Origin of the sequence: Tropicibacter sp. Alg240-R139 (assembly GCF_900537075.1) — a bacterium.
Taxonomy (GTDB): domain Bacteria; phylum Pseudomonadota; class Alphaproteobacteria; order Rhodobacterales; family Rhodobacteraceae; genus Falsiruegeria.
This window is the reverse complement of sequence record NZ_UNRA01000001.1, coordinates 475,777-498,937: the sequence shown is the minus strand read 5'-3', so window position 1 is coordinate 498,937 and position 23,161 is coordinate 475,777. Positions and strand designations below refer to the sequence as shown.

The 23,161-nt window shown below is 57.0% G+C and carries 25 protein-coding genes; 9 read left to right on the top strand and 16 right to left on the bottom strand.

Annotation, left to right across the window (positions count from 1 at the left end; all coding sequences use genetic code 11):
* Nucleotides 1-118: 118 nt before the first annotated feature.
* The 4 genes from G6R15_RS02455 to G6R15_RS02440 form a co-directional block, all read right to left on the bottom strand.
* Nucleotides 119-1,351, bottom strand: a complete 1,233-nt coding sequence (locus tag G6R15_RS02455; RefSeq protein WP_164658196.1) for a DUF4062 domain-containing protein — start codon at nucleotides 1,349-1,351, stop codon at nucleotides 119-121.
* Nucleotides 1,352-1,521: 170 nt separating this feature from the next.
* A complete protein-coding gene (locus G6R15_RS02450; protein WP_164658195.1) occupies nucleotides 1,522-2,313 on the bottom strand; it encodes a metal ABC transporter permease in 792 nt (263 codons plus the stop codon).
* Nucleotides 2,313-3,068, bottom strand: a complete 756-nt coding sequence (locus G6R15_RS02445) for a metal ABC transporter ATP-binding protein (protein ID WP_164658194.1) — start codon at nucleotides 3,066-3,068, stop codon at nucleotides 2,313-2,315. Before G6R15_RS02445 ends, G6R15_RS02450 begins: the two co-directional genes overlap by 1 nt.
* Entirely contained in the window at nucleotides 3,068-3,544 is a 477-nt protein-coding gene (locus G6R15_RS02440) for a transcriptional repressor (protein WP_164658193.1), read from the bottom strand. Before G6R15_RS02440 ends, G6R15_RS02445 begins: the two co-directional genes overlap by 1 nt.
* 93 nt (nucleotides 3,545-3,637) lie before the next feature.
* Here G6R15_RS02440 and G6R15_RS02435 point away from each other — a divergent pair, with 93 nt between their 5' ends.
* A complete protein-coding gene (locus tag G6R15_RS02435; RefSeq protein WP_164658192.1) occupies nucleotides 3,638-4,681 on the top strand; it encodes a zinc ABC transporter substrate-binding protein in 1,044 nt (347 codons plus the stop codon).
* A 51-nt stretch (nucleotides 4,682-4,732) separates the two neighbouring features.
* On the opposite strand, the gene G6R15_RS02430 is transcribed toward G6R15_RS02435, so the two are convergent.
* Together G6R15_RS02430 and G6R15_RS02425 are read right to left on the bottom strand one after the other, a co-directional pair.
* Nucleotides 4,733-5,068, bottom strand: coding sequence for a helix-turn-helix transcriptional regulator (locus G6R15_RS02430; protein WP_164658191.1), 336 nt, complete (start codon nucleotides 5,066-5,068; stop codon nucleotides 4,733-4,735).
* Between the two features lie 432 nt (nucleotides 5,069-5,500).
* The gene (locus G6R15_RS02425; RefSeq protein ID WP_164658190.1) at nucleotides 5,501-6,505 is read right to left on the bottom strand and encodes a GlxA family transcriptional regulator; all 1,005 of its coding nucleotides are present in this window, start codon (nucleotides 6,503-6,505) and stop codon (nucleotides 5,501-5,503) included.
* Nucleotides 6,506-6,771: 266 nt separating this feature from the next.
* On the opposite strand from G6R15_RS02425, the gene G6R15_RS02420 reads away from it, so the two are divergent.
* From G6R15_RS02420 to G6R15_RS02395, 6 genes are all read left to right on the top strand, one after another.
* Nucleotides 6,772-7,398, top strand: a complete 627-nt coding sequence (locus tag G6R15_RS02420) for an ATP-dependent Clp protease proteolytic subunit (RefSeq protein WP_164658189.1) — start codon at nucleotides 6,772-6,774, stop codon at nucleotides 7,396-7,398.
* 176 nt (nucleotides 7,399-7,574) lie between these two features.
* The gene (gene clpX / locus G6R15_RS02415; protein ID WP_164658188.1) at nucleotides 7,575-8,843 is read left to right on the top strand and encodes an ATP-dependent Clp protease ATP-binding subunit ClpX; all 1,269 of its coding nucleotides are present in this window, start codon (nucleotides 7,575-7,577) and stop codon (nucleotides 8,841-8,843) included.
* Between the two features lie 130 nt (nucleotides 8,844-8,973).
* Entirely contained in the window at nucleotides 8,974-9,339 is a 366-nt protein-coding gene (locus G6R15_RS02410; RefSeq protein WP_164658187.1) for a RidA family protein, read from the top strand.
* A 78-nt stretch (nucleotides 9,340-9,417) separates the two neighbouring features.
* Complete coding sequence (locus G6R15_RS02405; protein ID WP_164658186.1) at nucleotides 9,418-9,801, top strand: NADH:ubiquinone oxidoreductase subunit NDUFA12; 384 nt, start codon at nucleotides 9,418-9,420, stop codon at nucleotides 9,799-9,801.
* Between the two features lie 13 nt (nucleotides 9,802-9,814).
* Nucleotides 9,815-10,270 (top strand): outer membrane lipid asymmetry maintenance protein MlaD, encoded by a 456-nt coding sequence (gene mlaD, locus G6R15_RS02400; RefSeq protein ID WP_164658185.1) that lies wholly within the window; start codon nucleotides 9,815-9,817, stop codon nucleotides 10,268-10,270.
* Nucleotides 10,267-10,638, top strand: coding sequence for a DUF2155 domain-containing protein (locus G6R15_RS02395; protein WP_240336646.1), 372 nt, complete (start codon nucleotides 10,267-10,269; stop codon nucleotides 10,636-10,638). Before mlaD ends, G6R15_RS02395 begins: the two co-directional genes overlap by 4 nt.
* Here the strand turns inward: G6R15_RS02395 and aat are convergent.
* The 4 genes from aat to G6R15_RS02375 all read right to left on the bottom strand — a co-directional run bounded on the left by aat (nucleotide 10,593) and on the right by G6R15_RS02375 (nucleotide 13,804).
* Nucleotides 10,593-11,225: a leucyl/phenylalanyl-tRNA--protein transferase gene (gene aat / locus G6R15_RS02390; protein WP_164658184.1), complete on the bottom strand. Its 633-nt coding sequence runs from the start codon at nucleotides 11,223-11,225 to the stop codon at nucleotides 10,593-10,595. The genes G6R15_RS02395 and aat overlap by 46 nt on opposite strands.
* A gap of 48 nt (nucleotides 11,226-11,273) precedes the next feature.
* The gene (gene accC / locus G6R15_RS02385) at nucleotides 11,274-12,623 is read right to left on the bottom strand and encodes an acetyl-CoA carboxylase biotin carboxylase subunit (protein ID WP_164658183.1); all 1,350 of its coding nucleotides are present in this window, start codon (nucleotides 12,621-12,623) and stop codon (nucleotides 11,274-11,276) included.
* Between the two features lie 11 nt (nucleotides 12,624-12,634).
* Nucleotides 12,635-13,120 (bottom strand): acetyl-CoA carboxylase biotin carboxyl carrier protein, encoded by a 486-nt coding sequence (gene accB / locus G6R15_RS02380; RefSeq protein ID WP_164658182.1) that lies wholly within the window; start codon nucleotides 13,118-13,120, stop codon nucleotides 12,635-12,637.
* Nucleotides 13,121-13,267: 147 nt separating this feature from the next.
* Nucleotides 13,268-13,804 carry a LuxR C-terminal-related transcriptional regulator gene (locus tag G6R15_RS02375; protein WP_164658181.1) on the bottom strand — a complete coding sequence of 179 codons (537 nt, stop codon included), beginning with the start codon at nucleotides 13,802-13,804 and terminating at the stop codon, nucleotides 13,268-13,270.
* An 82-nt stretch (nucleotides 13,805-13,886) separates the two neighbouring features.
* Here G6R15_RS02375 and G6R15_RS02370 point away from each other — a divergent pair, with 82 nt between their 5' ends.
* A complete protein-coding gene (locus G6R15_RS02370) occupies nucleotides 13,887-15,050 on the top strand; it encodes an acetyl-CoA acetyltransferase (RefSeq protein ID WP_205520457.1) in 1,164 nt (387 codons plus the stop codon).
* Between the two features lie 251 nt (nucleotides 15,051-15,301).
* On the opposite strand, the gene G6R15_RS02365 is transcribed toward G6R15_RS02370, so the two are convergent.
* The 6 genes from G6R15_RS02365 to G6R15_RS02340 all read right to left on the bottom strand — a co-directional run bounded on the left by G6R15_RS02365 (nucleotide 15,302) and on the right by G6R15_RS02340 (nucleotide 21,564).
* Nucleotides 15,302-16,168: a glycosyltransferase family 2 protein gene (locus G6R15_RS02365; RefSeq protein WP_164658180.1), complete on the bottom strand. Its 867-nt coding sequence runs from the start codon at nucleotides 16,166-16,168 to the stop codon at nucleotides 15,302-15,304.
* A gap of 143 nt (nucleotides 16,169-16,311) precedes the next feature.
* Nucleotides 16,312-17,067, bottom strand: coding sequence for an ABC transporter ATP-binding protein (locus G6R15_RS02360; RefSeq protein WP_164658179.1), 756 nt, complete (start codon nucleotides 17,065-17,067; stop codon nucleotides 16,312-16,314).
* A 12-nt stretch (nucleotides 17,068-17,079) separates the two neighbouring features.
* Nucleotides 17,080-17,835: an ABC transporter ATP-binding protein gene (locus tag G6R15_RS02355; protein ID WP_164658178.1), complete on the bottom strand. Its 756-nt coding sequence runs from the start codon at nucleotides 17,833-17,835 to the stop codon at nucleotides 17,080-17,082.
* Between the two features lie 11 nt (nucleotides 17,836-17,846).
* Nucleotides 17,847-19,055, bottom strand: a complete 1,209-nt coding sequence (locus G6R15_RS02350; protein WP_164658177.1) for a branched-chain amino acid ABC transporter permease — start codon at nucleotides 19,053-19,055, stop codon at nucleotides 17,847-17,849.
* A gap of 4 nt (nucleotides 19,056-19,059) precedes the next feature.
* Nucleotides 19,060-20,082 carry a branched-chain amino acid ABC transporter permease gene (locus tag G6R15_RS02345; protein ID WP_164658176.1) on the bottom strand — a complete coding sequence of 341 codons (1,023 nt, stop codon included), beginning with the start codon at nucleotides 20,080-20,082 and terminating at the stop codon, nucleotides 19,060-19,062.
* 135 nt (nucleotides 20,083-20,217) lie between these two features.
* A complete protein-coding gene (locus G6R15_RS02340; protein ID WP_164658175.1) occupies nucleotides 20,218-21,564 on the bottom strand; it encodes a substrate-binding protein in 1,347 nt (448 codons plus the stop codon).
* Nucleotides 21,565-21,793: 229 nt separating this feature from the next.
* On the opposite strand from G6R15_RS02340, the gene G6R15_RS02335 reads away from it, so the two are divergent.
* Nucleotides 21,794-23,092: an XRE family transcriptional regulator gene (locus G6R15_RS02335; protein WP_164658174.1), complete on the top strand. Its 1,299-nt coding sequence runs from the start codon at nucleotides 21,794-21,796 to the stop codon at nucleotides 23,090-23,092.
* Nucleotides 23,093-23,161: the final 69 nt, after the last annotated feature.

Below are 23,161 nucleotides of genomic sequence, written 5' to 3'. Positions count from 1 at the left end.
GTCCATCTTCGGCTCTACTTATCCTGCAAAAGCCTCGGACCAAACCAACTTGGTGCACTGTACTAAGAGGATTGGGTGTGGCTGGTTGATCAAACTAAAGTTGTGTTACTAGATGCACTTAAGGAAGAAGAGCATCTTCGATCTCTTCTATTTGGTTGAGCGCGTCCGAAATCAATGAGCATACACCATCAACAATAGCTTTCGTTCGTTTCTTGGCTCTATTGAACTCCGATGTTGCTCTTGGGAGTGATCCTAGTGTCGATGAAAGGTCTTCAAAACCGGATAGCCCCCTTTGCATTCCCAAGCGCATAGTGACAAAGGCACTCGACAAGTCATCGCGATCTTTTTTAGTGCCCACGTTGTCTTGCGAAAGTACAATTATCAGGTCGCGAGATAGTCGAATGCCTTCTGATAAGTGATTTCTAAACAGAGGCAGAACTGCTGCCGAAGTTTCAACGAAAGCCTCCATCGAGCGACTCGAGTCCCTGAGCACGTTTCGAGTTTCGCTTTGTGAGAGGGTGCCTGGAGAGCTTGTTAGGATGCTGGCTTGTTCTTGGATGTCATCACCCATCTTAGTGACGGCGGTGGATAGCGCTTCTAACTGAAGTCTTGTAGCCGAGAAAGCATCTTCTGTTTGTTCAGTAAGTTCCATAAAACCCGGCTCGTCTGAGTCATCTAAGCCGCTGAGGAATTCGAGAGGGTCGGCTAGTAGGTTTTTCTGGCTAGGCGAAACGGTATCATCGTTTTCGCTAAGTTGTGCAGTTGCTTCCGCCGGGTCCTCGGTCGCATGACCTTCTAGGATACGAGGCATCAGTTTTGACAGATGTGATGTGACTTTGGTTTTGAAGTCCTCTAGGGATTTGTAATTTGCGTAGATGCCCTTATCAGAAATCTTCGACTTGAAGTTTTCGACTTTCCCCAACTCTTTGACGTCGATTTGGCGACCTGAATGCCCGGGTTCTTGGAAGTAGAAGAGGATTTCTACAGCTTCTGGGTTGTTCATTTTTCTTGAGTAGGCTCTTTCAAACTCGTGCTCTGTTCCAGATGAGGCGCTTTCTGTTGGAGTTCCGAATTTTGTGCTCATAATGCCTAGAAACAAATCATATTCGTCGCCGACCTCCGCATCAATCGTTGCCTGCGGGTTGTTGCCAAATGTGGGTAGTACATCATTCTCCCAAGTGACTGGTTGGAAATTGCAGCCATGCTGGTCTCCAATTAACTTGTTTACATCCTCTATTATCTCGATCACCGTGGCGCGCTCTTGCGTCACGTCGCTTGGAGAAGAGATGAAAACCGAAATGATTTTTTGATGCTTAACCAACTTACCAACCTCTAGTGCGACTAAATTCAATCAACTATAGGTAGATCTAGAATTCGTAAATGGCAATACTACAACGCATGTGTTTCTGAGAAGTTGTGCACCGCTTGGACAGGGTTTGTCATTCCTGAAATTAGACCAAGGTTCGGTCGACTTTTGTGAAAAATATACACGATTGGATTGAGTTTTTTGACACTAGTTGCTCATCGCCGCACCACACTCCCCACCACAGTTGTCACCACAAAGGCCAGTGAGGCGCCGCAGACGATGCTGGGGCCTGCGGGGGTGTCGAACCAATAGGCTCCGTATAGCCCCCCCAATGCCGACAGCGCGCCGATTATGGCCGCTGTCACAGCCATGGCTTCGGGGGTGCGCACAAGGGGCCGTGCGGCAGCGGCCGGGATCACCAGCATCGCGGCGATCAGCAGAACGCCCACCACCTTGATTGCAACGGCCACCATCAGCGCAAGCGCCAGCGTCAGCCAGACCTCTTCTCGCCTTGGATCAATGCCCGATGCACGCGCAAGGTCAGGGTTCAGCGTCGACAGGATCAGCGCCGACCAGCGCCACAGGATCAGCCCCGCGACCCCAAGACCACCCAGCCAGATGGTCGCCAGGTCCATGCGGTTCACGGCCAGGATGTCGCCAAACAGGAACGCCATCAGATCCAGCCTGACATTGGACAGCATCGCCACGGCCACCAGCCCCACGGCCAACGCGCTGTGCGCCATCACGCCAAGCAGCGTGTCCATGGCATACCCTCTCCCCCTCAGCGCGGTCACGGCAGAGGACATGGCAAGCGCGGCCACGATCACCGCAGGCAGGATCGGCAGTGAGAAGGACAGCGCCAGAGCCACGCCCAGAACGGCGGCGTGGGCTGTCGCCTCGCCAAAATACGCCATTCGGCGCCAGACCACGAAACAGCCCATGGGGGCCGCAGCCAAGGCAACACCGACGCCGGCAAGCGCGGCGCGGACCATAAAATCGTCAAGCATCAGTGGGTGTGCCCGTGTTCTGTAGGGTGGTCGTGTGAGTGATCATGATCATGCGTGTGCTGGTGGCGGTACAGCGCCAGCGCGCCCTTGGTGCCAGAACCGAACAGCGCGCGGTATTCCGGCGCCTCGGCCACCACCTCGGGTGTGCCCTCGCAGCAGACATGGCCGTTCATGCACAGCACCCGGTCGGATGCGGCCATGACCACATGCAGATCGTGGCTGACCATGACAACGGCGCAACCCAGGGTTTGGCGCACCTCCTCGATCTGTTGATAGAACGCCGCCGATCCAGGTTGGTCCAGCCCCTGCGTCGCCTCATCCAGCAGCAGCAGGTCTGGGGTTTCCAGCAGCGCGCGCGCCAGCAGAACCCGTTGGAACTGCCCGCCCGACAGCTGCGACATTTGCTGGTCTTTCAACCCCGGTGCGCCTGCCGTTTCCAATACTTCACGCGCCTTGGTGCCTGAGATGCGGCGCGGCAGGCCCAGGAAACGGTGCACGGTCATCGGCAACGAGGCGTCGATGGCCAGCTTTTGCGGTACATAGCCAATGCGCAGGCCATCCGCGCGCGTCACCCGACCCGAGGTCGGCGGCTGCGCCCCGATCAGAGTGCGTAAGAACGTCGATTTCCCTGATCCGTTTGGACCAACGATGGTTACAATCTCTCCCGGAGTGATCCGGACGCTGACGTCGTGCAGTACGGTGCGCCCGCCTAGCCGGACATTAAGGTTTTCGGTCATGATGAGCGGTGTGGTCATCAGGCCACCTCGGCGCAAGACGGGCAGATGCCTTCGGCCTCGACCACGATCTTTTCGATGGTAAATCCCGAGTTTTGCGCTGCGTTGCTCAGATCGCTGTGGGACATTTCCGTATCCGCCTCGGCCACTGCCTTGCATTCACGGCAGATCAAAAACGCAGGAATATGCTCGTGATCCGGGTGAGCGCAGGCGGTATAGGCGTTCAGACGTTCGATCCGATGCACAAACCCGTTCTGGACCAAAAAATCCAGCGCGCGATAAGCAACCGGAGGCTGTGAGCCCAACCCCTCATCGGACAGAATGCCTAGAATGTCATAAGCGCCCATGGCCTGATGCTTGCCAAGCAGAATTTCCAGCACGCGGCGGCGGACCGGGGTGAACTGCAGCTTATTCTCTGCGCAAAATCCTTCGGCCCGGGCCATTGCGGTGTCGATGCAGTGACCGTGATCATGCTCTGAAAAGCCGATTGTGCTCATTATTTGTCCTGCCGGAGGTTTTGGTGCTTGATATGTTATAACGTCCGAACTAACAAGCGCAATCACTGTTACACTATAACATTCGAGGTTCTCATGCTCCGCAGTATCGCGCTTTCTGCCGTTTCCCTTTCGCTCGCCTCGGTAGCGGCTTATGCTGATCCGCCAAAGGTGGCAACAGATATCGCTCCTATTCACAGCTTGGTGGCGCGGGTCATGAACACCGTTGGCGAGCCGTCGCTGATCGTGCGTCAGGGGGCGTCACCGCACGGCTACTCGATGCGCCCATCCGAGGCGCGCGCTTTGCAGAACGCGGATCTGGTTGTCTGGGTTGGTCCCGAATTGACGCCGTGGTTTGAAAAGCCGCTGTCGTCATTGGCCAAAGACGCAATGACCTTGGAGTTGTTGGACGTGGCGGGGACGATGCATCTGGATTATCGTGATCTGGGGGATGATGGCCATGATGATGACGATGGCCATGATGATCATGCGGATGATGATAACCATGATGATCACGACGATCACAAAGCGACTGAAGATCATGAAAGTCACGATGATCACGACGACAAGCACGTTGAAAATGATGACCATGACGATCATGCGGATCACAATGATCACCATCATGATGGTGTGGATCCGCACGCATGGTTGGACCCGCAAAATGCGCAGGTCTGGGTGTTGACGATTGCCGAGAAGTTGGCTGAATTGGATCCCGAGAACGCCGAGGTCTATCTGCTGAATGCCAAGACGACGGTCGAGGATCTCAAGACACAGGAAGAGGTGTTGGCCAAGCAACTCCAGGACTTGTCAGACCATCCGTATGTAGCCTTTCACGATGCCTATCAATATTTTGAAAACCGCTTTGGTTTGAAGATTGCCGGAACGGTTGCCATCGGGGATGCGAGTGACCCAAGCCCCGCCCGGGTTGCGGCATTGAGGGATCAGATCGTTGGAAAAGGGGTAACGTGTGCCTTTGCCGAGCCGCAGTACGATCAGCGCCTGCTTGAGGCCGCGACCGAATCTGGCGAGGTGGAAATCCGAGTGATTGATCCACTGGGCAGCAAGTTGGACACCGGACCCGCACTTTATGGTCAACTGGTTGCCGCCATGGCTGACGAATTTGTTGGTTGCGCCCAATAACCAAACATCAGACGCGGGCAAACCTGTCAAAGTGACAGCTCTGCCCGTGCCTTATTTGGGTTTGCAGAATAGGTCGTAGACTACTTCGAGAATGCGGCGCGGCCGTTCATCGGCGAGGCTGTAATAGATCGCTTTGCCATCGCGGCGGGGTGTTACCAGTCCTTCGAGGCGCAGGCGCGATAGCTGTTGGGACACTGCTGCCTGACGGGCAGACAGCAGGTTTTCTAGTTCTGTCACCGATTTCTCACCTGTTACCAGGTGACACAGGATCATCAGACGCCCTTCGTGGCTGATCGCTTTCAGGAAATTCGATGCTGTTGTTGCATTCTCGACCATGTTGTCGAGTTCTTGTTCGTCCATTTGGCTGGAAAATTGTGGGAGAGCCATATATTCAGTCCTTCGTACCCGGCTTATCCGGGGCGTTTTCGCGATCCATTCCATGTTTCGCTTCGATAGGAGCGGTCGCATACAGCATTTGTCCAAGTAAATCTACATTCTCGTCCGATATGATCGTACAAGTTCCCGTGTTTACATTACTATAACTTGCACATCGGAATTGGGGTGGTTCGAAATGTCTTCAGTGGTTTCTAAGCTGACAGTAACCCTGCAACGTCATGATATTTGGTAAAAACCTACGAGTGTGAACGTGGAAATTCGATGCATCCCGCCACTTGCATCTTCCAAGCTGATACAACTGATCGCGAGATTGCGAGCCGAAGAAACCAGACATGGGGGAAAAGTCGATCTTGGGTCCCCTTGGCAGCTGATCGGCCAACAAAAGACGTGCCGATCAGAAATTGAGCATGCCGGTTGCGTGCTCTACGACCATGCTTTGCGAAACGAATGGGGAGAGTCGCCATACTTTGATCGAAACTGTCGAGACAGATGGCTGGTGTTGGCAAATCCGGTGGCTGCGGCGATCTCGGTCACGGTCATGTTGGTTTCGTTCAGATAAGTAAACGCGCGCGATATACGTAGGTCCAGATAGTAGGCCATCGGGCCTTGGCCCAGATATTTCTTGAACAACCGCTCCAACTGACGGCGCGAGATGTTCAGCCGATCGCACAGGTCCGGGCTGGACAGTGGCTCTTCCAGCTCTTGCTCCATCAGGGTGATGGCGCGCAGCAGCGCCGGGTTGCGGCTGCCGATGGCGACGGAGTGGGCCGACCGTTGCGGCGACTTGGTGCCCGACCGCATGTGGATGCACATGTCGGCAACCATGATGGCCAATTCAGGGCCGTGGCGCCGTTCGATCAACGCCAGCATCATGTCGATCGATGTATTGCCGCCGCCACAGGTGGTGATGCGCCCGTCAGTTTCAAAGATGTTGGGCGAAGGCTCCAGCGTCGGAAATGCCTCGGTAAAGCCAGTCTGGTTTTCCCAATGCAGGGTAAACTTGCGATCTTTTAGCAGGCCCGCGTGGGCCAACGCAAAGGCGCCGGTGCAAATGCCACCCAGGGATCGACCAAATCTATACTCGCGCCGCAACCAGTTCAACACGCCCGGCGAGGCCGACTTTTCGGGCTCTACACCTGCACAAACAAATCCGACGGTATCAACATCCAGAGGGGCCAGCGCCTCGTCAGGGGTGATCTTCAACCCATTTGAACAAGTAATTGGCGCGCCGTCTTCGGTCATGGTCTGCCAAGTATAGAGTTGCTTTTTGGTCAGCTGGTTGGCGATCCTGAGGGGTTCGATGGCAGCGGCCAATGCCAACATCGTGACCTTGGGCAGTAGCACAAAACAGAACTTTTGCGGCGGCCCATCGAAATGCAGCGGCAGGTTGGCGGATGCGCCTTTTTGAACAAACGGATCTCGGGACATGGGTTACGACCAGCGACGGAACGGGAAACCGGCGGCGGCAAACTCCTTCGGGTTGCAGGTGGGGCAAGTTGGATTGAGTATACCTCGGGGACAGTGCGTCACAGCGTCAACCGTGCGGCACTCGGGAACAACATTGCGACACAGCGTGTGTCGGAGGCATGAATTCAACCGCCAGCCCTTGCAGGCCCCAAGCGGCGATACTAAGACTCAAGTAACCTTCATCGGGTAGCGTCCCGATCCATCGCAAATGAGCAGGCAGGTCCCATATGTTCGATCCAGTTGAAACCTACATGAACACGCTCGTCCCCATGGTCGTTGAACAGACCAGCCGGGGCGAACGTGCGTATGACATTTTTTCGCGCCTGCTGAAGGAGCGGATCATTTTCATCAACGGTCCGATCCATGATGGCATGAGCCATCTGATCGTGGCGCAGCTGCTGCACCTTGAGGCGGAAAACCCCAGTAAAGAGATCTCGATGTACATCAACAGCCCTGGTGGCGTGGTGACAAGTGGCCTGTCGATCTACGACACCATGCAGTACATCAAACCCAAATGCTCGACCCTCGTGATTGGTCAGGCGGCGTCGATGGGTTCCGTCCTTCTTGCCGGCGGCGAAAAAGGCATGCGTTTCTCGCTGCCCAACAGCCGTATCATGGTGCATCAGCCCAGCGGTGGCTATCAGGGCCAGGCGAGCGACATTATGATCCACGCGGCGGAAACCCAGAAACTCAAGGACCGCCTGTATGACATCTATGTCAAACACACTGGCCAGTCGAAGAAAGCGGTTGAAAAGGCGCTGGATCGCGACAACTTCATGAGCCCTGAAGAGGCCAAGGATTGGGGTCACATCGACGAGATCGTTGAAAGCCGTCCCAAAGGTGAAGACGCGTAAACAGATTGTTAACAAGCGCCTCCCCGGGTCGTAAGCCCAGGGGGTGCGTTTTGCGATTGTAGAGGTCACGGCACTGGCCTAAGCTGACCGAACTACGGCAGCAGAGTCTCTGGCAACGGGGACAATACGACAGACGGCTTAGACAGCACGGTTCAGACGAGACCGAAAGGTAGACCATGGCGACAAATTCCGGCGGTGACAGCAAGAATACCCTCTACTGCAGCTTCTGCGGCAAGAGCCAGCACGAGGTGCGCAAGCTGATCGCAGGCCCAACTGTGTTCATTTGCGATGAATGTGTCGAGTTGTGCATGGACATCATCCGCGAAGAGACGAAGGCCAGCGGCCTGAAGGCTTCGGATGGCGTGCCCACACCCAAGGACATTTGTGAGGTTCTAGACGATTACGTGATTGGCCAGTCGATGGCCAAGCGCGTGCTGTCGGTTGCCGTCCACAACCACTACAAACGTCTTAATCACGCCCAAAAATCGGGCGGTGATATCGAGCTCGCGAAATCCAACATCCTGCTGATCGGCCCCACGGGGTGCGGCAAGACGCTGCTGGCGCAGACGCTGGCGCGCATCCTGGATGTGCCCTTCACCATGGCGGATGCCACCACGCTTACCGAGGCTGGTTATGTGGGTGAAGACGTTGAGAACATCATTCTCAAATTGCTGCAGTCGTCAGAGTACAATGTCGAGCGTGCGCAGCGCGGAATCGTCTACATCGACGAAGTCGACAAGATCACCCGCAAGTCGGAAAACCCCTCGATCACCCGCGACGTGTCGGGCGAGGGCGTGCAGCAGGCGCTTTTGAAGTTGATGGAGGGAACGGTTGCATCTGTTCCTCCGCAAGGTGGGCGTAAACATCCGCAGCAAGAGTTTCTGCAGGTCGACACCACCAACATTTTGTTCATCTGTGGTGGCGCTTTTGCGGGCCTGGACAAGATCATCGCGCAGCGCGGCAAGGGCTCGGCCATGGGCTTTGGCGCAGATGTGCGCGACGAAGATGCGCGCGGCATTGGCGAGATCTTTACTGATCTAGAGCCCGAAGATCTGCTGAGATTCGGCCTGATCCCAGAATTTGTCGGTCGTCTGCCTGTTCTGGCAACGCTCGAAGATCTGGATGAAGACGCTTTGGTCACGATCCTGACCCAACCCAAGAATGCGCTGGTCAAACAGTATCAGCGCCTGTTCGAGCTGGAAGAGACCCAGCTGGACTTTACTGACGATGCGCTCAAGGCAATCGCCAAACGCGCTATCCAGCGCAAGACGGGTGCACGCGGGCTGCGCTCGATCCTCGAAGACATCCTGCTTAATACAATGTTCGAACTTCCGGGTCTGGACAGCGTGACAAAGGTTGTCGTGAACGAAGAGGCCGTGACCTCGGATGCGCAGCCGCTGATGATCCACGCGGACGCGGAGAAAGAGCCGGCCTCGGCGGGCTGAGATTTCGGAGACTGAAATAGAAACGGCGCGAAACTGATCGCGCCGTTTTTTTGTTTGTATGACGGGGAAGGGGGCTTTGCTCCTGTCGCTGCGCGACTCCCCCGGGGATGTTTGACGCAAGGGGAAGATTATGGGCATTGAGCGCATTTCAACGGGCAGCGAGTTTGAGGCCAAGGTGGGCTATTGCCGTGCCGTTGTGGCGGGGGGCTTTGTGCATGTGGCAGGAACCGTGGGTCAGGGCGATGATGTGGTCAGCCAGTGCCGCTCAGCGCTGGATGTCATTGGCACCGCGCTAGAGAAAGCGGGCGCATCCTTTGTAGATGTGGTGCGGGTGACATACATGTTGCCCGACAGGCACGAATTTGAACCCTGCTGGCCGCTACTGCGAGAGGCCTTTGGCGACAATCCGCCGGCAGCAACAATGATCGAATGCAATCTGATCGACCCGAAATTCCGCATCGAGATCGAAGTCACCGCCCTGGCCCCCCAAGCATAAGAGACCGATCACCGCAGGGGTCTGGACCTTGCGGTGGGAATTCGCCATAACTTCGATCAACGGATCAAGGAGTAGCCGATGGGCATTCTCAACACTTTGCTGAGCGCCGTCACATGGTGGAACGGATCGACGCTGAACACTCGTATTTATACCTCGCGCAAAGGCGTGAAGGTGGGCGAGGATGATCAGGGTAACGTGTTCTATCGTACTGCTGACGACAGCAAACGCTGGGTTATCTTTAATGGCGAGGCCGAGGCCAGCCGAGTCGATCCGAACTGGCATGGCTGGCTGCACCGAACATGGGACGAGCCGCCGACCGACAAGCCGCTCGTGCACAAAGACTGGGAAAAGCCGCATCAGGAAAACCTGACCGGCAGCGCGTTGGCCTATGCACCTGCGGGCTCCTTGCGTCAGGGGCAACCAGTTGAACGTCGCGATTACGAAGCCTGGAGCCCAGAATAACAAGAGGGCCGTTATGTCCACACACAGCACTGCCGAAATTCTGGTCGGGGGCGTGGTTTTGGCCGCGGCGATCGGATTTGGCGTCTTCGCCACCCAAGCCACCGGACTGTCGCAAAGCAGCACGGGTTATGAGCTGGGTGCCTCCTTTCGCTCGCTCGAAGGCGTGACCGTAGGTACCGATGTTCGTCTGGCTGGCGTCAAGATTGGCACCGTCACGGGCGTCGATTTGAATCCGGAAAGCTATCGCGCGGACACGACGTTCAGCGTGGCCAATGGCATTCAGATCCCCGACGATAGCGCCGTGGTGATCTCCTCCGAGGGGTTGCTGGGTGGCAACTTTGTTGAGGTCATGCCTGGTGGCTCTCTCTTCTATTTCGAGGCGGGGGATGAGGTAGAGGATACACAAGGTGCGGTGAGCCTGATTTCCCTTCTGGTGAAGTTCGTCGCGGGCGACGGGAGCAGCGAGTGATTCGCGCTCTGATCGTGGCAACGGCGGTTGTGACGGCTGGTGCGGTCTGGGCTCAGGACCAGGTGGTTTCAGCTTCCGGGGCCATGCTGCGCGGCCTGGACAAGGTGAATGGGCAAACCGTTGACGTGGAACTGGGCAGCGGTGAGACGGCCCAGGTGTTTGGCTTGGATGTCGCCTTGGGCGACTGCCGTTATCCTGCAGACAACCCCACGGGCGATGCTTTCGCGTTTTTGACGATCTGGGAGCAGGGCCAACAGCAGGCACTGTTTGACGGCTGGATGATTGCGGCCGCACCGGCGCTGAACGCGCTGGATCACAATCGTTACGACGTCTGGGTAATCCGTTGTATCACGCCCTCCGCCGATTGACGGATCGGCGCCGTGAAGTCCGCACTTTGGCTCACGGCGTCTTCCAGCAACAGATGATACCTTGCGCGAGGGATTTCAATTGCGCCCAGAGACGCCAGATGTGCGGTTAGAAACTGCGTGTCAAACAGGGTAAAGCCGGTCTGGTTCAGCCGATCTACCAGATAAGCCAGCGCGAGCTTCGAGGCATCTGTACGACGTGAGAACATGCTTTCGCCAAAGAATCCACCACCCAGGGTGACGCCGTAAACTCCACCGATCAGCTCATCTGCCTCGCGCACCTCCAACGAATGGGCAAAGCCGCGTTCGTGCAGGGCCATGTATTGGGCGCGGATATCGGCATTGATCCATGTTTCTGCCCGATCTGCGCAGCCATCCACAACCCCCGCAAAATCGCGATTGATCGAGATGGTATAGTGCAGGCGACGCATACGCCGGGCCAGCGAACGGGAGATATGGAACCGGTTCAGGGGAATGACGCCGCGCAGCTTGGGATCAACCCAGAAAACTTCGGGGTCATCACGGTGCTCGGCCATCGGAAAAATGCCAATGGAATAGGCGTGTAAAAGCAATTCGGGTGACAGGGTCATGCGCAAGCCTTGACTGCCGGGCAGGAAGAACCCGCCCGACGGCAGGGGTTATTCACCCATGTTTGCCTCAAGCCAACGCTCCAGCCAGTGGATGTTATAGTCTCCGCTGAGGATGTCGGGCTCTTGCAGTAGGGCGTCGAACAGCGGCACTGTAGTGTCCACTCCGTCGACGATCAGCTCTCCCAAGGCACGGCTCAGTCGAGCCAAAGCCTCGGCTCGGTCACGACCTTGCACAATTAGCTTGCCGATAAGCGAGTCGTAATAGGGTGGGATCGAATAGCCGTTATACAGCGCCGAATCCATCCGCACGCCCAGACCACCGGGCGCATGATAGGCCGAAATCTTGCCTGGGCAGGGGGCAAAGTTCGGCAGACGCTCGGCGTTGATGCGCACTTCAATCGCGTGGCCATTGATCTGCAGATCGTCCTGACCAAACGACATGGGCTGTCCAGCGGCCACGCGGATTTGTTCACGTACCAGATCGACGCCAAAGATACCTTCGGTCACCGGGTGTTCCACCTGCAGCCGGGTGTTCATCTCGATGAAATAGAACTCACCGTTTTCATACAGGAACTCGATTGTTCCCGCTCCGACGTAGTTGATGCGTGCAACTGCGTCGGCACAGACTTTGCCAATTCTGGCGCGTTCTTCGGGCGTGATGCAGGGGCCGGGAGCTTCTTCGAACACCTTCTGGTGACGGCGCTGCAACGAGCAGTCGCGCTCGCCCAGATGCACAGCAGTGCCTTTGCCGTCGCCAAAAACCTGGATTTCGATATGGCGGGGCGTGGTAAGGTATTTCTCGATATAGACCTCGTCGTTGCCAAAGGCGGCTTTGCCCTCGGCCCGTGCGGTCATGAAGGCGCTTTCCATGTCAGCCGCGGTTTGCGCCACTTTCATGCCGCGTCCGCCGCCACCTGCGGTGGCTTTGATGATCACGGGATAGCCGATCTCTTCGCCGATGCGTTTCGCCGCGTCCAAATCAGGTACACCACCGTCCGAGCCCGGCACGCATGGCACGCCCAGATCCTTCATGGTGTCTTTGGCGGTGATCTTGTCACCCATGACACGGATGTGCTCGGCGGTGGGGCCGATAAAGGACAATCCATGATCTTCGACGATCTGCACGAAGCCCGCGTTTTCCGACAGGAAGCCGTAACCGGGATGGATTGCTTGTGCGCCAGTGATCTCGCACGCCGAGATGATGGCTGGGATCGACAGATAGCTTTGCGGGCTGGGCGGAGGGCCAATACAGACCGATTCGTCGGCCATGCGCACGTGCATCGCGTCGCTGTCGGCGGTGGAATGCACGGCGACCGTGGCAATCCCCATCTCACGAGCGGCGCGGATGACGCGCAGGGCGATTTCGCCCCGGTTGGCAATCAGGATTTTGTCAAACATGCAGGACCGCCTTATTCGACGATGACCAGAGGCGTCCCGAACTCGACCGCGGCTCCGTCATCGACAAGGATGCGTTTCACAGTGCCCGACTTGGGCGCATGGATATGGTTCATGGTTTTCATGGCCTCCACGATCAGCAGCGTGTCGCCTTCGCTAACTTGTGCGCCCACACTGATGAACGACGGAGCGCCGGGTTCAGCCTGCATGTAAACGGTGCCCACCATCGGTGAGGTTACAGCGCCAGGGTGGCTGGCTGGATCATCTGCGACCACGGGAGCGGCTGCTGGGGCTGCTGCTGGTGCCGCGGCAGGTATTGCAACTTGTGTAGGGGCTGCGGCCATGACCGGAGCGGGCGCCGCGCGGCTGACGCGGACGTTCAGGCTGTCGTCATCGCTGTATTCGCGCATGACCTCCAACTCGGTCAGATCGTTATCGCGCAGCAATTCGGCCAGCGCCTTGATGAATGCCACGTCCGCTTCGTGTTTGGTTTCGCTCATGAGTGTCCTCGACGGTTCCCTTGGTGCCCGTCTGATGTGCGGGCTGCGTAGATTACCCGGCGTTATAGGCCATGACATCAGCCATGAAAAGCACCGTACAAGGAGGATAGATGTGAGTATGCGGCAAAAATTGCGAGAGCTAGGACCCTAGAGAGGCATCCCTGATAGTTTCGCCACCAGTTCCGGTAGTTTGCGCGCCCCGAATTTCTCAAGCAATCTCGCCCGGTGCGCTTCGATTGTGCGATAGGACAGGCCCAGTTCCAGCCCGACTTCCTTGGCGGACAGCCCCCGGCAGGTCATGATGGCCACATCGCGCTCGCGCGGCGTCAGTTCGATCACGGGGCGGTCTTCGGAAATGTCCGAAAAGCTCCAGATCCCATGGCGGAACGGGTCATCCGGGGTCAAGGATTTTCCTCGTGCGCGGCACCAGAACAAATCACCGTCGCGCCGACGCATGATCCGCTCGTCACTATAGTATCCGGTTTCCTGCATGGCTTGCAGGCCGCGTGCGCCGATACGTTCAAAATCCTCATGACTGGGATATAGATGTAAAAGCGGCATATCGCGATAATCTTCCTCGCTCCCGCCAAACATCATCGAAAACTGCAGGTTGCAGCGCCGGATTATCCGGTTTTCAAGCTCGACAAGGCCGATGGGTGCATATTCGAAGGCTGGATCGCTCATGGTATAAATGCCGGGTATTTCTACGGAATTGAAAGGACTGATCACTCTTTCCTAAAGTTACCATAACAGATTGGGGAGAGGAATGATGGTAAACATTGTGGGATGGGGTCACACCAAATTCGGCAAGCTCACGGATATGTCGCTTGAGGACTTGATCGTATCGGCCGGTCGTGAGGCGATTCAAGACGCCGGGCTTGGCGCTGAGGTCATCGACGGAATCTGGGTCGGACATTTCAATGCGGGGTTGGTAGCGGACGGGTTTCCGTCGTCGCTGGCAATGTCGATTGACCCCGCTTTGCGGTTTAAACCGTCAACACGGCTCGAAAACGCCTGTGCGTCGGGGTCAGCCGCTGTGTTTGCCGCGCGTCAAGCGATCTTGTCAGGGGAATGCAAGGCTGCGCTTGTGATCGGGGTCGAAAAGATGACCCACCTGCCCACGCCCGAAGTTGCGTCGGCCTTGGGTCACGCCGCCTATCAAAAAGAAGAGGCAGGGCTGTCGTTTCCGGGTGTTTTCGCTCAGTTTGCGCAAGCATATTTCCAGGAATACGGCGACCACACCCATGCGCTGGCCAAGATTGCAGCCAAGAACCATGGGAATTCGGTCAACAATCCGCTGGCGCAGCTGCAAAAACCGATGGAGGAATCGTTCTGCGCCGAGGTGTCGGATCGCAACCCGATAATCGCAGCGCCGCTCAAAAAAACGGACTGCTCGCTGGTCTCGGACGGGGCCGCGGCGTTGGTGTTGGTCGCCGATGATCTGGTGGGGGACGCACAAAAGGCCGTGCGGATGCGTTCAGTGGCCCAAGTCAACGACGTCATGCCCATGTCGCAGCGCAATGTGTTGGCGTTCGAAGGACCACGTAGGGCGATGAAACAGGCATATGACAAGGCGGGGATCACGGTAAACGATCTGGATGTGGCCGAAGTGCACGATTGCTTCACCATAGCCGAACTGCTGATCTATGAGGCGATGGGGCTTGCAGACCACGGGCATGGGGCGGACGTGCTGGAGGGCGGCATGGTTCACGCAGGCGGGAAACTGCCCGTGAACCTAAGCGGCGGGCTCAAGGCCAAGGGGCATCCGGTGGGTGCAACAGGCGTGTCCATGCACACGCTGATTGCACGACAGGTTATTGGGCAGGCGGATGCGATGCAGCATCCGGGTGCCGAGTTGGGGCTGGTGTTTAACATGGGCGGATCCGGCGTGGCGAACTATGCGTCTGTGCTTGAGGGACTTAAGGTGTGAGTATCGGCACTCGGGTAGGGCTATTGGCGTGGTGATAACGCATCGTATGTTGATTTGGGTGTAACGAACTTTGTGCCAGCAGAGAGCGCGCCGCTTGTTGCCGCGATGGGCCAAGCAGCGGGGGCAGGAGCATCGACGACAGGCGGCAGAATCCAGGGGAAGTCCAGAAGTTCAGGCATCACATTTTGCTAGTGAGGATCGCCTCGAAACCGCGTTCGGTAAACGACGGTTGCCTGACCGCAGGACGTTTTCTAGGCTGAGGCAAACCAATCGGGTAGGGTTGTCTTGACTTGACTTGAGTAGCTGCGCGCCCGGATCAACCCTTTGTTCGGCTCTCGGATTGGGTTCTGACTGATCCGTGCATGGAACGACGGCTCAATCTCGTTCCAATCCTGATGCGGAAGTGTTTCTAGCATTTTGAAAAATTTGCGGTTTTCGGATGACGGATCTTGCCAAGCAGCCCCAGGCAGGCCCTCGCCGTCGGAATTGGCAACTTCACGGCGGATGCTGTTGGCGGCCGAGAGCGCCCTGGTGTTGGCAAACTTCAGATGGGCCAGAAAGACGCCGCGTGGCATGACAAAAGGGTGCCTTTGCACAAACCTCGGGCGGACCTCGATGCCGTGTCGCATCAGCCCAACCCGTTTGCGTACAACCCAGGCCTTGCTGTAGTGGCCGGTAAATACAGCGCTGCGCCTCTTGCTCAGAGCTGGTTCGCCGTCTTGCAGAACTGGGTCGTCACGCTCTTCACCCAGATTGAACCCTAAGGCAAACACCGCATTGGCGTCTTGGCCAGACAAGAGGTCGTCAAAGCCCGAATAGTGTTGGGGGGACAAACAGATCAACTCGTCTGCATCGGTGCGAATGACCCAATCGTATATCTCGGCCAGCCCCCTTTGAATGTCGTTCAGCATCCTGCCGCGGCTCTTGTCAAAATGAGAAAGATCATCGCGTGGGATGTTGATGACGCTGGCCTTGGGGCAAAGCCGTGCAACTTCGGGGTCGAAACCGTGTGAAACGACATAGAGGTTCTGATGCCCAAGATGTCTGCCATAATGCGCATACCATTGCGATAGCGCCCAGTAGTCGCGGTAAACCATTGTGATCGCGCAAATCTTCATGACCGCATTTAACGCGCTTTGGATTGATTTTGGAATATCTCGTTCTGCCAAATCCCGAGTTTCCAAAAAAGGGGCCGACCCTTGGGTGGGGCCGGCCATGACAGGTGTTCACACGAACTGTTCCGTGCGACGGGGAGGGTTTCCTAAATTGCCAGATATTCGGCGCGCAGCTCCTCGTTCTCCAGAACTTCTGAGGCCAAGCCGTCAAAGACGATGCCGCCAGTGTCCAGGATGACCGCGCGGTCGGCCAGCTCCAGCGCCCGCACCGCGTTCTGCTCGACAATGATGGTGGTCATGCCTTGTTCCTTGATGTGGATGAGGGTCTTTTCGATCTCGTCCACGATGACCGGCGCCAGGCCTTCGTAAGGTTCGTCCAGAAGCAGCACTTTGATATCCCGCGCCAGCGCGCGCGCAATAGCCAGCATTTGTTGCTCGCCGCCCGACAGCGTCACCCCCTCTTGCTTGCGGCGTTCACCCAGACGCGGGAATAAGTCATAGAGGCGATCCAGCGACCAGCCGACAGGGGGGGCAATCTGCGCCAGCTGCAGGTTCTCTTCGACGGTCAGCCCCGGAATGATGCGGCGATCTTCTGGTACCAGGCCAAGGCCGACGGTTGCCGCCTCGTGGCTGGCCATTTTGTGCAACGGCTGATGATCCAGCCAAATTTCACCTTGGCGGACCTCAGGGTCACCCAAGCGCGCAATCGAACGCAAGGTAGAGGTTTTGCCTGCACCGTTGCGGCCCAGCAGGGCCAAAATCTCGCCTTCGTGCACGTTAAAGGAAATGCCCTGCACGATGTAACTTTCGCCGTAGTAGGAGTGCATGTCCCAGACCGACAGAAAGGCAGGCGCAGTCTTGGCCCGATTGGCGTTTTTGGAAAAGTCCGGTTTAACGTTCATTGATCTTCTCCCTTACGCCGATTCACCCAGATACGCTTCGCGCACCTTAGGATGGCCTTTGATGTTTTCCGGCGTGTCTTCGACCAGCGGCGTGCCCTGGGCCAGAACAGTGATCCGTTCGGCCAAGCTAAACACCACGTGCATATCATGCTCGATGATCGCGATAGTGATGTCGCGTTCGTCCTTGATTTGTTTCAGCAAGTCGATGGTGTTGTTGGTGTCTGCCCGCGCCATACCGGCAGTGGGTTCATCCAGCAGCAACAGACGCGGTTCCTGTGACAGGCACATGCCGATCTCAAGCCGTCGTTTGTCCCCACGCGACAATGCTGCCGCGTGCATGTAGCGCTTGTCGGCCATGTTCATGTCGTCAAGCATGCTCTCGGCTTTTTCGATGATGTCCTTCTGACTGCCGACCGAGGGCATGGCGTTCAATTCGAACGAACCGTCCCGTTTGGCAAAACAAGGGATCATCATGTTTTCCATCACCGTCAGATCACCAAATATCTCGGGCGTTTGGAATACCCGGGAAATGCCCATCTGGTTGATCTCATAAGGCGCGCGACCCAGTACCGATTGTCCGTCGAACATGACCGATCCGGTGTCGGGGATCAGCTTGCCCACCAAGCAGTTGAGCAACGTGGATTTGCCTGCCCCATTTGGGCCGATGATGGCGTGGACGGTGTTTTCGGCCACGCTGAGGTTCACGTCGCCCAGGGCCTGCAGGCCACCAAACCGTTTATTGACGCCTTTGACTTCAAGAATGCCCATGATGCGTCTCCTTATTCCGCAGGTTCGGTTTTGCCGGTGGTTTCATCGTCTTGGCCCTTGTTGCGCTTGCTGCGCACCCAAGCCGCAAGACGTTGGCCACCTTCGACCAGACCTCCGGGCAGGAAGATCACAACCATCATGAACAACAGACCCAGCGTCAGGTGCCAGCCTTTGCCCACAAAGGGATGAATGATGGTGACCACAAAATCTTCCAGACCATCAGGCAGGAAGGCGAACCAACCGTGCAGGACGTTGTCGTTGATTTTCGAGAAGATGTTTTCGAAGTACTTGATGAAACCAGCGCCGAGAACCGGACCGATCAGGGTGCCAGCACCGCCAAGGATCGTCATTAGAACAACCTCGCCGGATGCGGTCCACTGCATGCGCTCGGCGCCTGCCAATGGGTCCATCGCGGCCATCAGGCCACCGGCCAGGCCGGCATACATGCCCGAGATCACAAAGGCTGCCAAAGTGTAGGGGCGGGTGTTCAGGCCGGTGTAGTTCATCCGCTGCTGGTTGGATTTCACCGCGCGCAGCATCATGCCAAAGGGCGAGCGGAAGATACGGATTGCCAGGTAGAACGCCACCATCATCACAATGGCGCAGATGTAGTAACCGGTGTTAAAGTCAAACGCCCAGGGGCCAAGCTCCAAGGTGTATGTCGAACGCATGCTGAGCCCGAACAAGTGGGGCACGTCGGGCATGTTGGCCCCGTGCAACCACTGCGGATCGTCGGCATAGACCTGCAGACCCGTCTCGCCATTGGTCAGGTTGAACTTTGGGTTCGACAACACCGAATAGGCTAGCGCAAATGACATCTGGGCAAAGGCCAGTGTCAGGATCGAGAAGTAGATGCCAGAACGGCGCAGGCTGATAAACCCGATCAGCAAGGAAAATAGCCCCGCAATGATCACGGCCAGCACGACGGCTGGGATGATGTTGTAGCTGAGCAGCTTGAACATCCACACGGCCGAGTAGGAACCGACGCCCAGAAAGGCGGCATGACCAAAGGAAAGATACCCGGTCAGGCCAAACAGGATGTTAAAGCCCACGGCGAAGATCCCGAAAATCACGAACCGCTGCATTAGATCGGGATACCCCGCGTTGAACTGCGCCATCGCGCTGTCGGAGGGGAATGGGTTCAGGATAAAGGGCGCCAGCAACGTCAGGAGCGCCACGACGATCAGTAGGGATGTGTCTTTTTTGTCGAGTCCGAACATTGGCTTACTCCTCCATCACGCCTTTGCGACCCATCAACCCGCGTGGACGGGTGAGCAGGACGATGATTGCGACGAGATAGATAATGATCTGATTGATGCCGGGAATGGTGGTGGTGGCCCAGGTGGTTGATGCAAAGCTTTCCAGAATACCCAGCAGGAACCCAGCCAGAACTGCTCCGGGCAGCGAGCCCATGCCGCCGACAACAACGACGACGAAGCTGAGGACCAGAAAGTCCATTCCCATGTGATAATTCGGCGGGTTGATCGGCCCGTACATCACACCGGCCAATCCGGCGACGGCTGCGGCGATGCCGAACATGATGGTGAACTTGCGATCAATGTTGATGCCCAGCAGGCCCACGGTTTCACGATCGGCCATACCGGCCCGAACGACCATACCAAATGTGGTGAATTGCAAGAAGGCAAAGATGCCACCGATAATGAGTACGGAAAAGCAGAAGTAGACGATGCGCCAGACCGGATAGACGATTTCCATGCCAAGGGCGGCACCCAGATTGGCAACCCCGTTCAACGCATCAGGCGGAGGGGTCTGGATCGGGTTCGCGCCGAAGAAGTATTTGACGATTTCCTGAATGACGATGGCCAGTCCAAAGGTCACAAGGATCTGATCTGCGTGGGGACGCTTGTAAAAGTGTTTGATCAGGCCGCGTTCCATGACGTAGCCCACCAGCAACATGATCGGAATGGCGATTAGGACAGCCAAAGGAACAGCCCAGTCGATGATCCAGGCCCCGGCCTCGGGGCCGAACCAGGATTCCACATAAGGCGTTTTGACCTTCAGCGGGTTGCCCAGAAAGTCCTTTTGCGTTTCGTCGACGGTTTCGAACGATAGTGTCAGAACGCGTTGCAGGGTGACGGCACAGAATGCACCAACCATGAACAACGCCCCGTGGGCGAAGTTCACAACGCCCAATGTACCGAAGATGAGTGTCAGTCCGAGCGCGATCAACGCATAGGCCGAGCCCTTGTCGAGCCCGTTTAGAATTTGAATTAGAAAGGCGTCCATTGTCCCCACCTTTGGGTTAGCCGGATGTGGCTTTTACGTAAGTCCAACCGGACCGCGGCTCTCCCCTTCCGCGGTCCGGGGTTGGCTAGTCCAGGCCTGGGGGCATGGACTAGCCTATGGGCGTAGATGCGAACCTTACGCGCCAGGGTTACATGAACCGAGATCGCCACCGGCGAACATTGGGTGATCCGGTGCATATTCGACCTGCGCGCGTGGTGTCTTTTCGACGATTTCCAGCGTGTCATAAGCATTGGTCGGGTTTTCAGCACCCTTCACAACCAGCACGTCCTTGAAGCACTGGTGATCGTCTGCGCGATACAGTGTCGGACCGTTGCCCAAACCATCAAATTCAAAACCTTCCAGCGCTTCTGCTACGCCACAAGGATTGAACGTGCCCGCGCGCTCACACGCGTCAGCATAAAGCAGGGTCTGCGCATAGCAGGTCTGAGCCGAGTTCGACGGCGGCTTGCCGTATTTCTCGCCAAAGGACTTAACAAAGGCCTTGGTGCCTTCGTCCTGCAGCTGCCAGTTCCAGTTCATCGAACCGAACACGCCTTTGATGTTTTCGCCCGCACCAGCGGCCATCAGCTCGGAATAGAGCGGAACAACAATCTTGAAGTCTTTGTTGTTCACGACCTTGTCAAGCAAACCAAACTGAATCGCGTTGGTCAGTGAGTTGACCATGTTGCCGCCGTAGTGGTTCAGAACCAGCACGTCAGCGCCCGAGTTCAGGACCGGGGCGATGTAGGACGAGAAGTCCGTCGATGCCAGCGGCGTCAGAACGTTGTTAACGGTTTCCCAACCAACAGCCTCGGTTGCGGCAGCGATCGATTCCTGCTGCGTCCAACCCCAGGTGTAATCAGCGGTCAGGTGATAGGCGCGACGCTCTTTGCCGTATTCCTTTTCAAGCACAGGTGCGAGCGCGGCGCCCGACATGTAACCGTTAAAGAAGTGGCGGAAGCCATTGGCTTTCTTGTCTTTGCCGGTCGTGTCGTTCGAGTGGGTCAAACCGGCCATGAAGATAACGCCAGCCTCTTGGCAAAGGCCCTGAACCGCGATGGCCACACCCGAGGACGAGCCGCCGTTGATCATGATCGCGCCGTCTTTTTCGATCATCGACTTGGCAGATGCACGTGCTGCGTCCGATTTGGTCTGGGTGTCGCCCGTGACGAACTCGACCTTCTTGCCCAGGATGCCGTTCCCCTTGAGGGCCTTCGAGGTGAACGTATTCAGGCAACCGCTGTCACCTTCTCCGTTCAGGTGCTCGACGGCCAGCTGCTGCGCCAGCAATTCATCATTGCCTTCGTCGGCGTAGGGACCGGTTTGCGGTACGTTGAAACCCAGGGTGACCGAACCGCCAGTGGGCTCGTTGGTGTATGCGGCCGCGGATGAGGCGGTAAAGATCGTTGGAAGTGCAACACCGGCACCCGCAAAGGCACCAGATTTCAGCACGCCACGACGTGTGACATCAGATTTGGTCATTCATTCCTCCCATTTCGTGATTTGCACCGCGCGGCTCCTCTTCCGCACGGCACAGGCACAGTTGTGCAAACCAAGTATGGGGCGGAGTTGGAAAATTGCGCAATAAACCCTTTATTTTGCGCAATAATTCTGTAAATTCATAAACAAGAATAATACCAATGGTGTAAATAACCTTATGTCGCGGTGCAGAAAGCCGTTGATAAGGCAACAGAATACCTCGGGGGCGATCATGGCGCGGGACACGCTGACAGGTAGCCGTATACGCGAACGAAGGATGATCGCGGGATTGCGGCAGGCCGATCTTGCACGACAGGTGGGAATTTCGGCCTCTTATCTCAACCTCATTGAACATAACCGGCGCAGAATCGGCGGCAAATTGCTGGTGGATATCGCTGGAGAGTTGGGGGTCGAACCCTCGATGCTCACCGAAGGGGCCGAAGCGGCATTGATCGCAACGCTGAAAGAGGCGGCTGCTGATGCGGGAGCTGTTGCGGCCGAAGTGGACAGAGTCGAGGAATTTGCCGGCCGCTTCCCAGGCTGGGCCGAGGTGCTGGCACAGGAACATCGCCGGGCCGGGGGACTTGAGCGCACGGTTGAAACGTTGTCGGATCGTTTGACCCACGACCCGCATCTGGCGGCCTCGTTGCACGAGGTATTGTCGACGGCTGCCGCCATCCGCTCGACCGCTTCGATCCTGGCAGAAACCCGAGAGCTGGAGCCGGAATGGCGCGACCGTTTTCATCGTAATATCAACCAAGATGCCGAGCGTCTGGCCGAAAGCTCTAAGGCTCTGGTGACATATCTGGACGAAAGCGACAGTAGCGAAGAACGACGCGGTGTGCCGCTGGAAGAGGCCGAAGCATACATCGCGGCCCAAGGCCATCACTTCCCTGAACTTGAGGCTGGTGGGGCAGTAGAGGATCAGACCTTGCGCGGATTGTCGTCCTCGGCGGCGCAAACCATTGCGCGCGAGATGCTCAACATTTACGCAGCGGACGCACGGGCCATGCCTCTGGTTGAATTTCAGGCGGCGGTAACGCGGCATGGGATCGACCCGCTGACCTTATCGCGTGAATTTCATGTGGATATGCCTGCAGTCTTCCGGCGTCTTGCCAACCTGCCGCAAGGGGTTTTGCACCAGGATGTGGGCCTAGTGATCTGTGATGCCTCCGGCAGCATTCTGTTTCGCAAGTCCATTTCCGGTTTCGCCTTGCCGCGATATGGCGAAAGCTGCCCACTTTGGCCGCTCTTCACGGCGTTGAACCGTCCGTTGGTACCGATCCGCAGGCGTGTTTCGCAGCTGGGGCGTACGGCGGGCGAATTCGACTGTCTTGCGGTTTCATGGCCACAAGAGATGCCAGGATTCGACCGTGATCCGGTGTATCGGTCGATCATGTTGATTCTGCCAGTTCCAGCCGCGCAGACGGGGGCCGAAGACGCGCAACCTGTTGGCAGCAGTTGCCGTGTGTGTCCCCGTGACGCCTGTGGCGCGCGACGCGAACCCTCGATCCTGTCACAAGGGTTTTGACAGTTCCGTGACAGCGGCGCTAAGTTGAACCGAGCCGCAGCGACGGGGGGCAACCCCCCCGAGCCTTTT

Coding starts and splice junctions, on each gene's coding strand:
- G6R15_RS02450 (WP_164658195.1), bottom strand. CDS start 2,313: ATGCTTGACGATTTTATGGTCCGCGCCGCGCTTGCCGGCGTCGGTGTT.
- G6R15_RS02445 (WP_164658194.1), bottom strand. CDS start 3,068: ATGACCACACCGCTCATCATGACCGAAAACCTTAATGTCCGGCTAGGC.
- G6R15_RS02440 (WP_164658193.1), bottom strand. CDS start 3,544: ATGAGCACAATCGGCTTTTCAGAGCATGATCACGGTCACTGCATCGAC.
- G6R15_RS02435 (WP_164658192.1), top strand. CDS start 3,638: ATGCTCCGCAGTATCGCGCTTTCTGCCGTTTCCCTTTCGCTCGCCTCG.
- G6R15_RS02430 (WP_164658191.1), bottom strand. CDS start 5,068: ATGGCTCTCCCACAATTTTCCAGCCAAATGGACGAACAAGAACTCGAC.
- G6R15_RS02425 (WP_164658190.1), bottom strand. CDS start 6,505: ATGTCCCGAGATCCGTTTGTTCAAAAAGGCGCATCCGCCAACCTGCCG.
- G6R15_RS02420 (WP_164658189.1), top strand. CDS start 6,772: ATGTTCGATCCAGTTGAAACCTACATGAACACGCTCGTCCCCATGGTC.
- clpX (WP_164658188.1), top strand. CDS start 7,575: ATGGCGACAAATTCCGGCGGTGACAGCAAGAATACCCTCTACTGCAGC.
- G6R15_RS02410 (WP_164658187.1), top strand. CDS start 8,974: ATGGGCATTGAGCGCATTTCAACGGGCAGCGAGTTTGAGGCCAAGGTG.
- G6R15_RS02405 (WP_164658186.1), top strand. CDS start 9,418: ATGGGCATTCTCAACACTTTGCTGAGCGCCGTCACATGGTGGAACGGA.
- mlaD (WP_164658185.1), top strand. CDS start 9,815: ATGTCCACACACAGCACTGCCGAAATTCTGGTCGGGGGCGTGGTTTTG.
- aat (WP_164658184.1), bottom strand. CDS start 11,225: ATGACCCTGTCACCCGAATTGCTTTTACACGCCTATTCCATTGGCATT.
- accC (WP_164658183.1), bottom strand. CDS start 12,623: ATGTTTGACAAAATCCTGATTGCCAACCGGGGCGAAATCGCCCTGCGC.
- accB (WP_164658182.1), bottom strand. CDS start 13,120: ATGAGCGAAACCAAACACGAAGCGGACGTGGCATTCATCAAGGCGCTG.
- G6R15_RS02375 (WP_164658181.1), bottom strand. CDS start 13,804: ATGAGCGATCCAGCCTTCGAATATGCACCCATCGGCCTTGTCGAGCTT.
- G6R15_RS02370 (WP_205520457.1), top strand. CDS start 13,887: ATGATGGTAAACATTGTGGGATGGGGTCACACCAAATTCGGCAAGCTC.
- G6R15_RS02365 (WP_164658180.1), bottom strand. CDS start 16,168: ATGAAGATTTGCGCGATCACAATGGTTTACCGCGACTACTGGGCGCTA.
- G6R15_RS02360 (WP_164658179.1), bottom strand. CDS start 17,067: ATGAACGTTAAACCGGACTTTTCCAAAAACGCCAATCGGGCCAAGACT.
- G6R15_RS02355 (WP_164658178.1), bottom strand. CDS start 17,835: ATGGGCATTCTTGAAGTCAAAGGCGTCAATAAACGGTTTGGTGGCCTG.
- G6R15_RS02350 (WP_164658177.1), bottom strand. CDS start 19,055: ATGTTCGGACTCGACAAAAAAGACACATCCCTACTGATCGTCGTGGCG.
- G6R15_RS02345 (WP_164658176.1), bottom strand. CDS start 20,082: ATGGACGCCTTTCTAATTCAAATTCTAAACGGGCTCGACAAGGGCTCG.
- G6R15_RS02340 (WP_164658175.1), bottom strand. CDS start 21,564: ATGACCAAATCTGATGTCACACGTCGTGGCGTGCTGAAATCTGGTGCC.
- G6R15_RS02335 (WP_164658174.1), top strand. CDS start 21,794: ATGGCGCGGGACACGCTGACAGGTAGCCGTATACGCGAACGAAGGATG.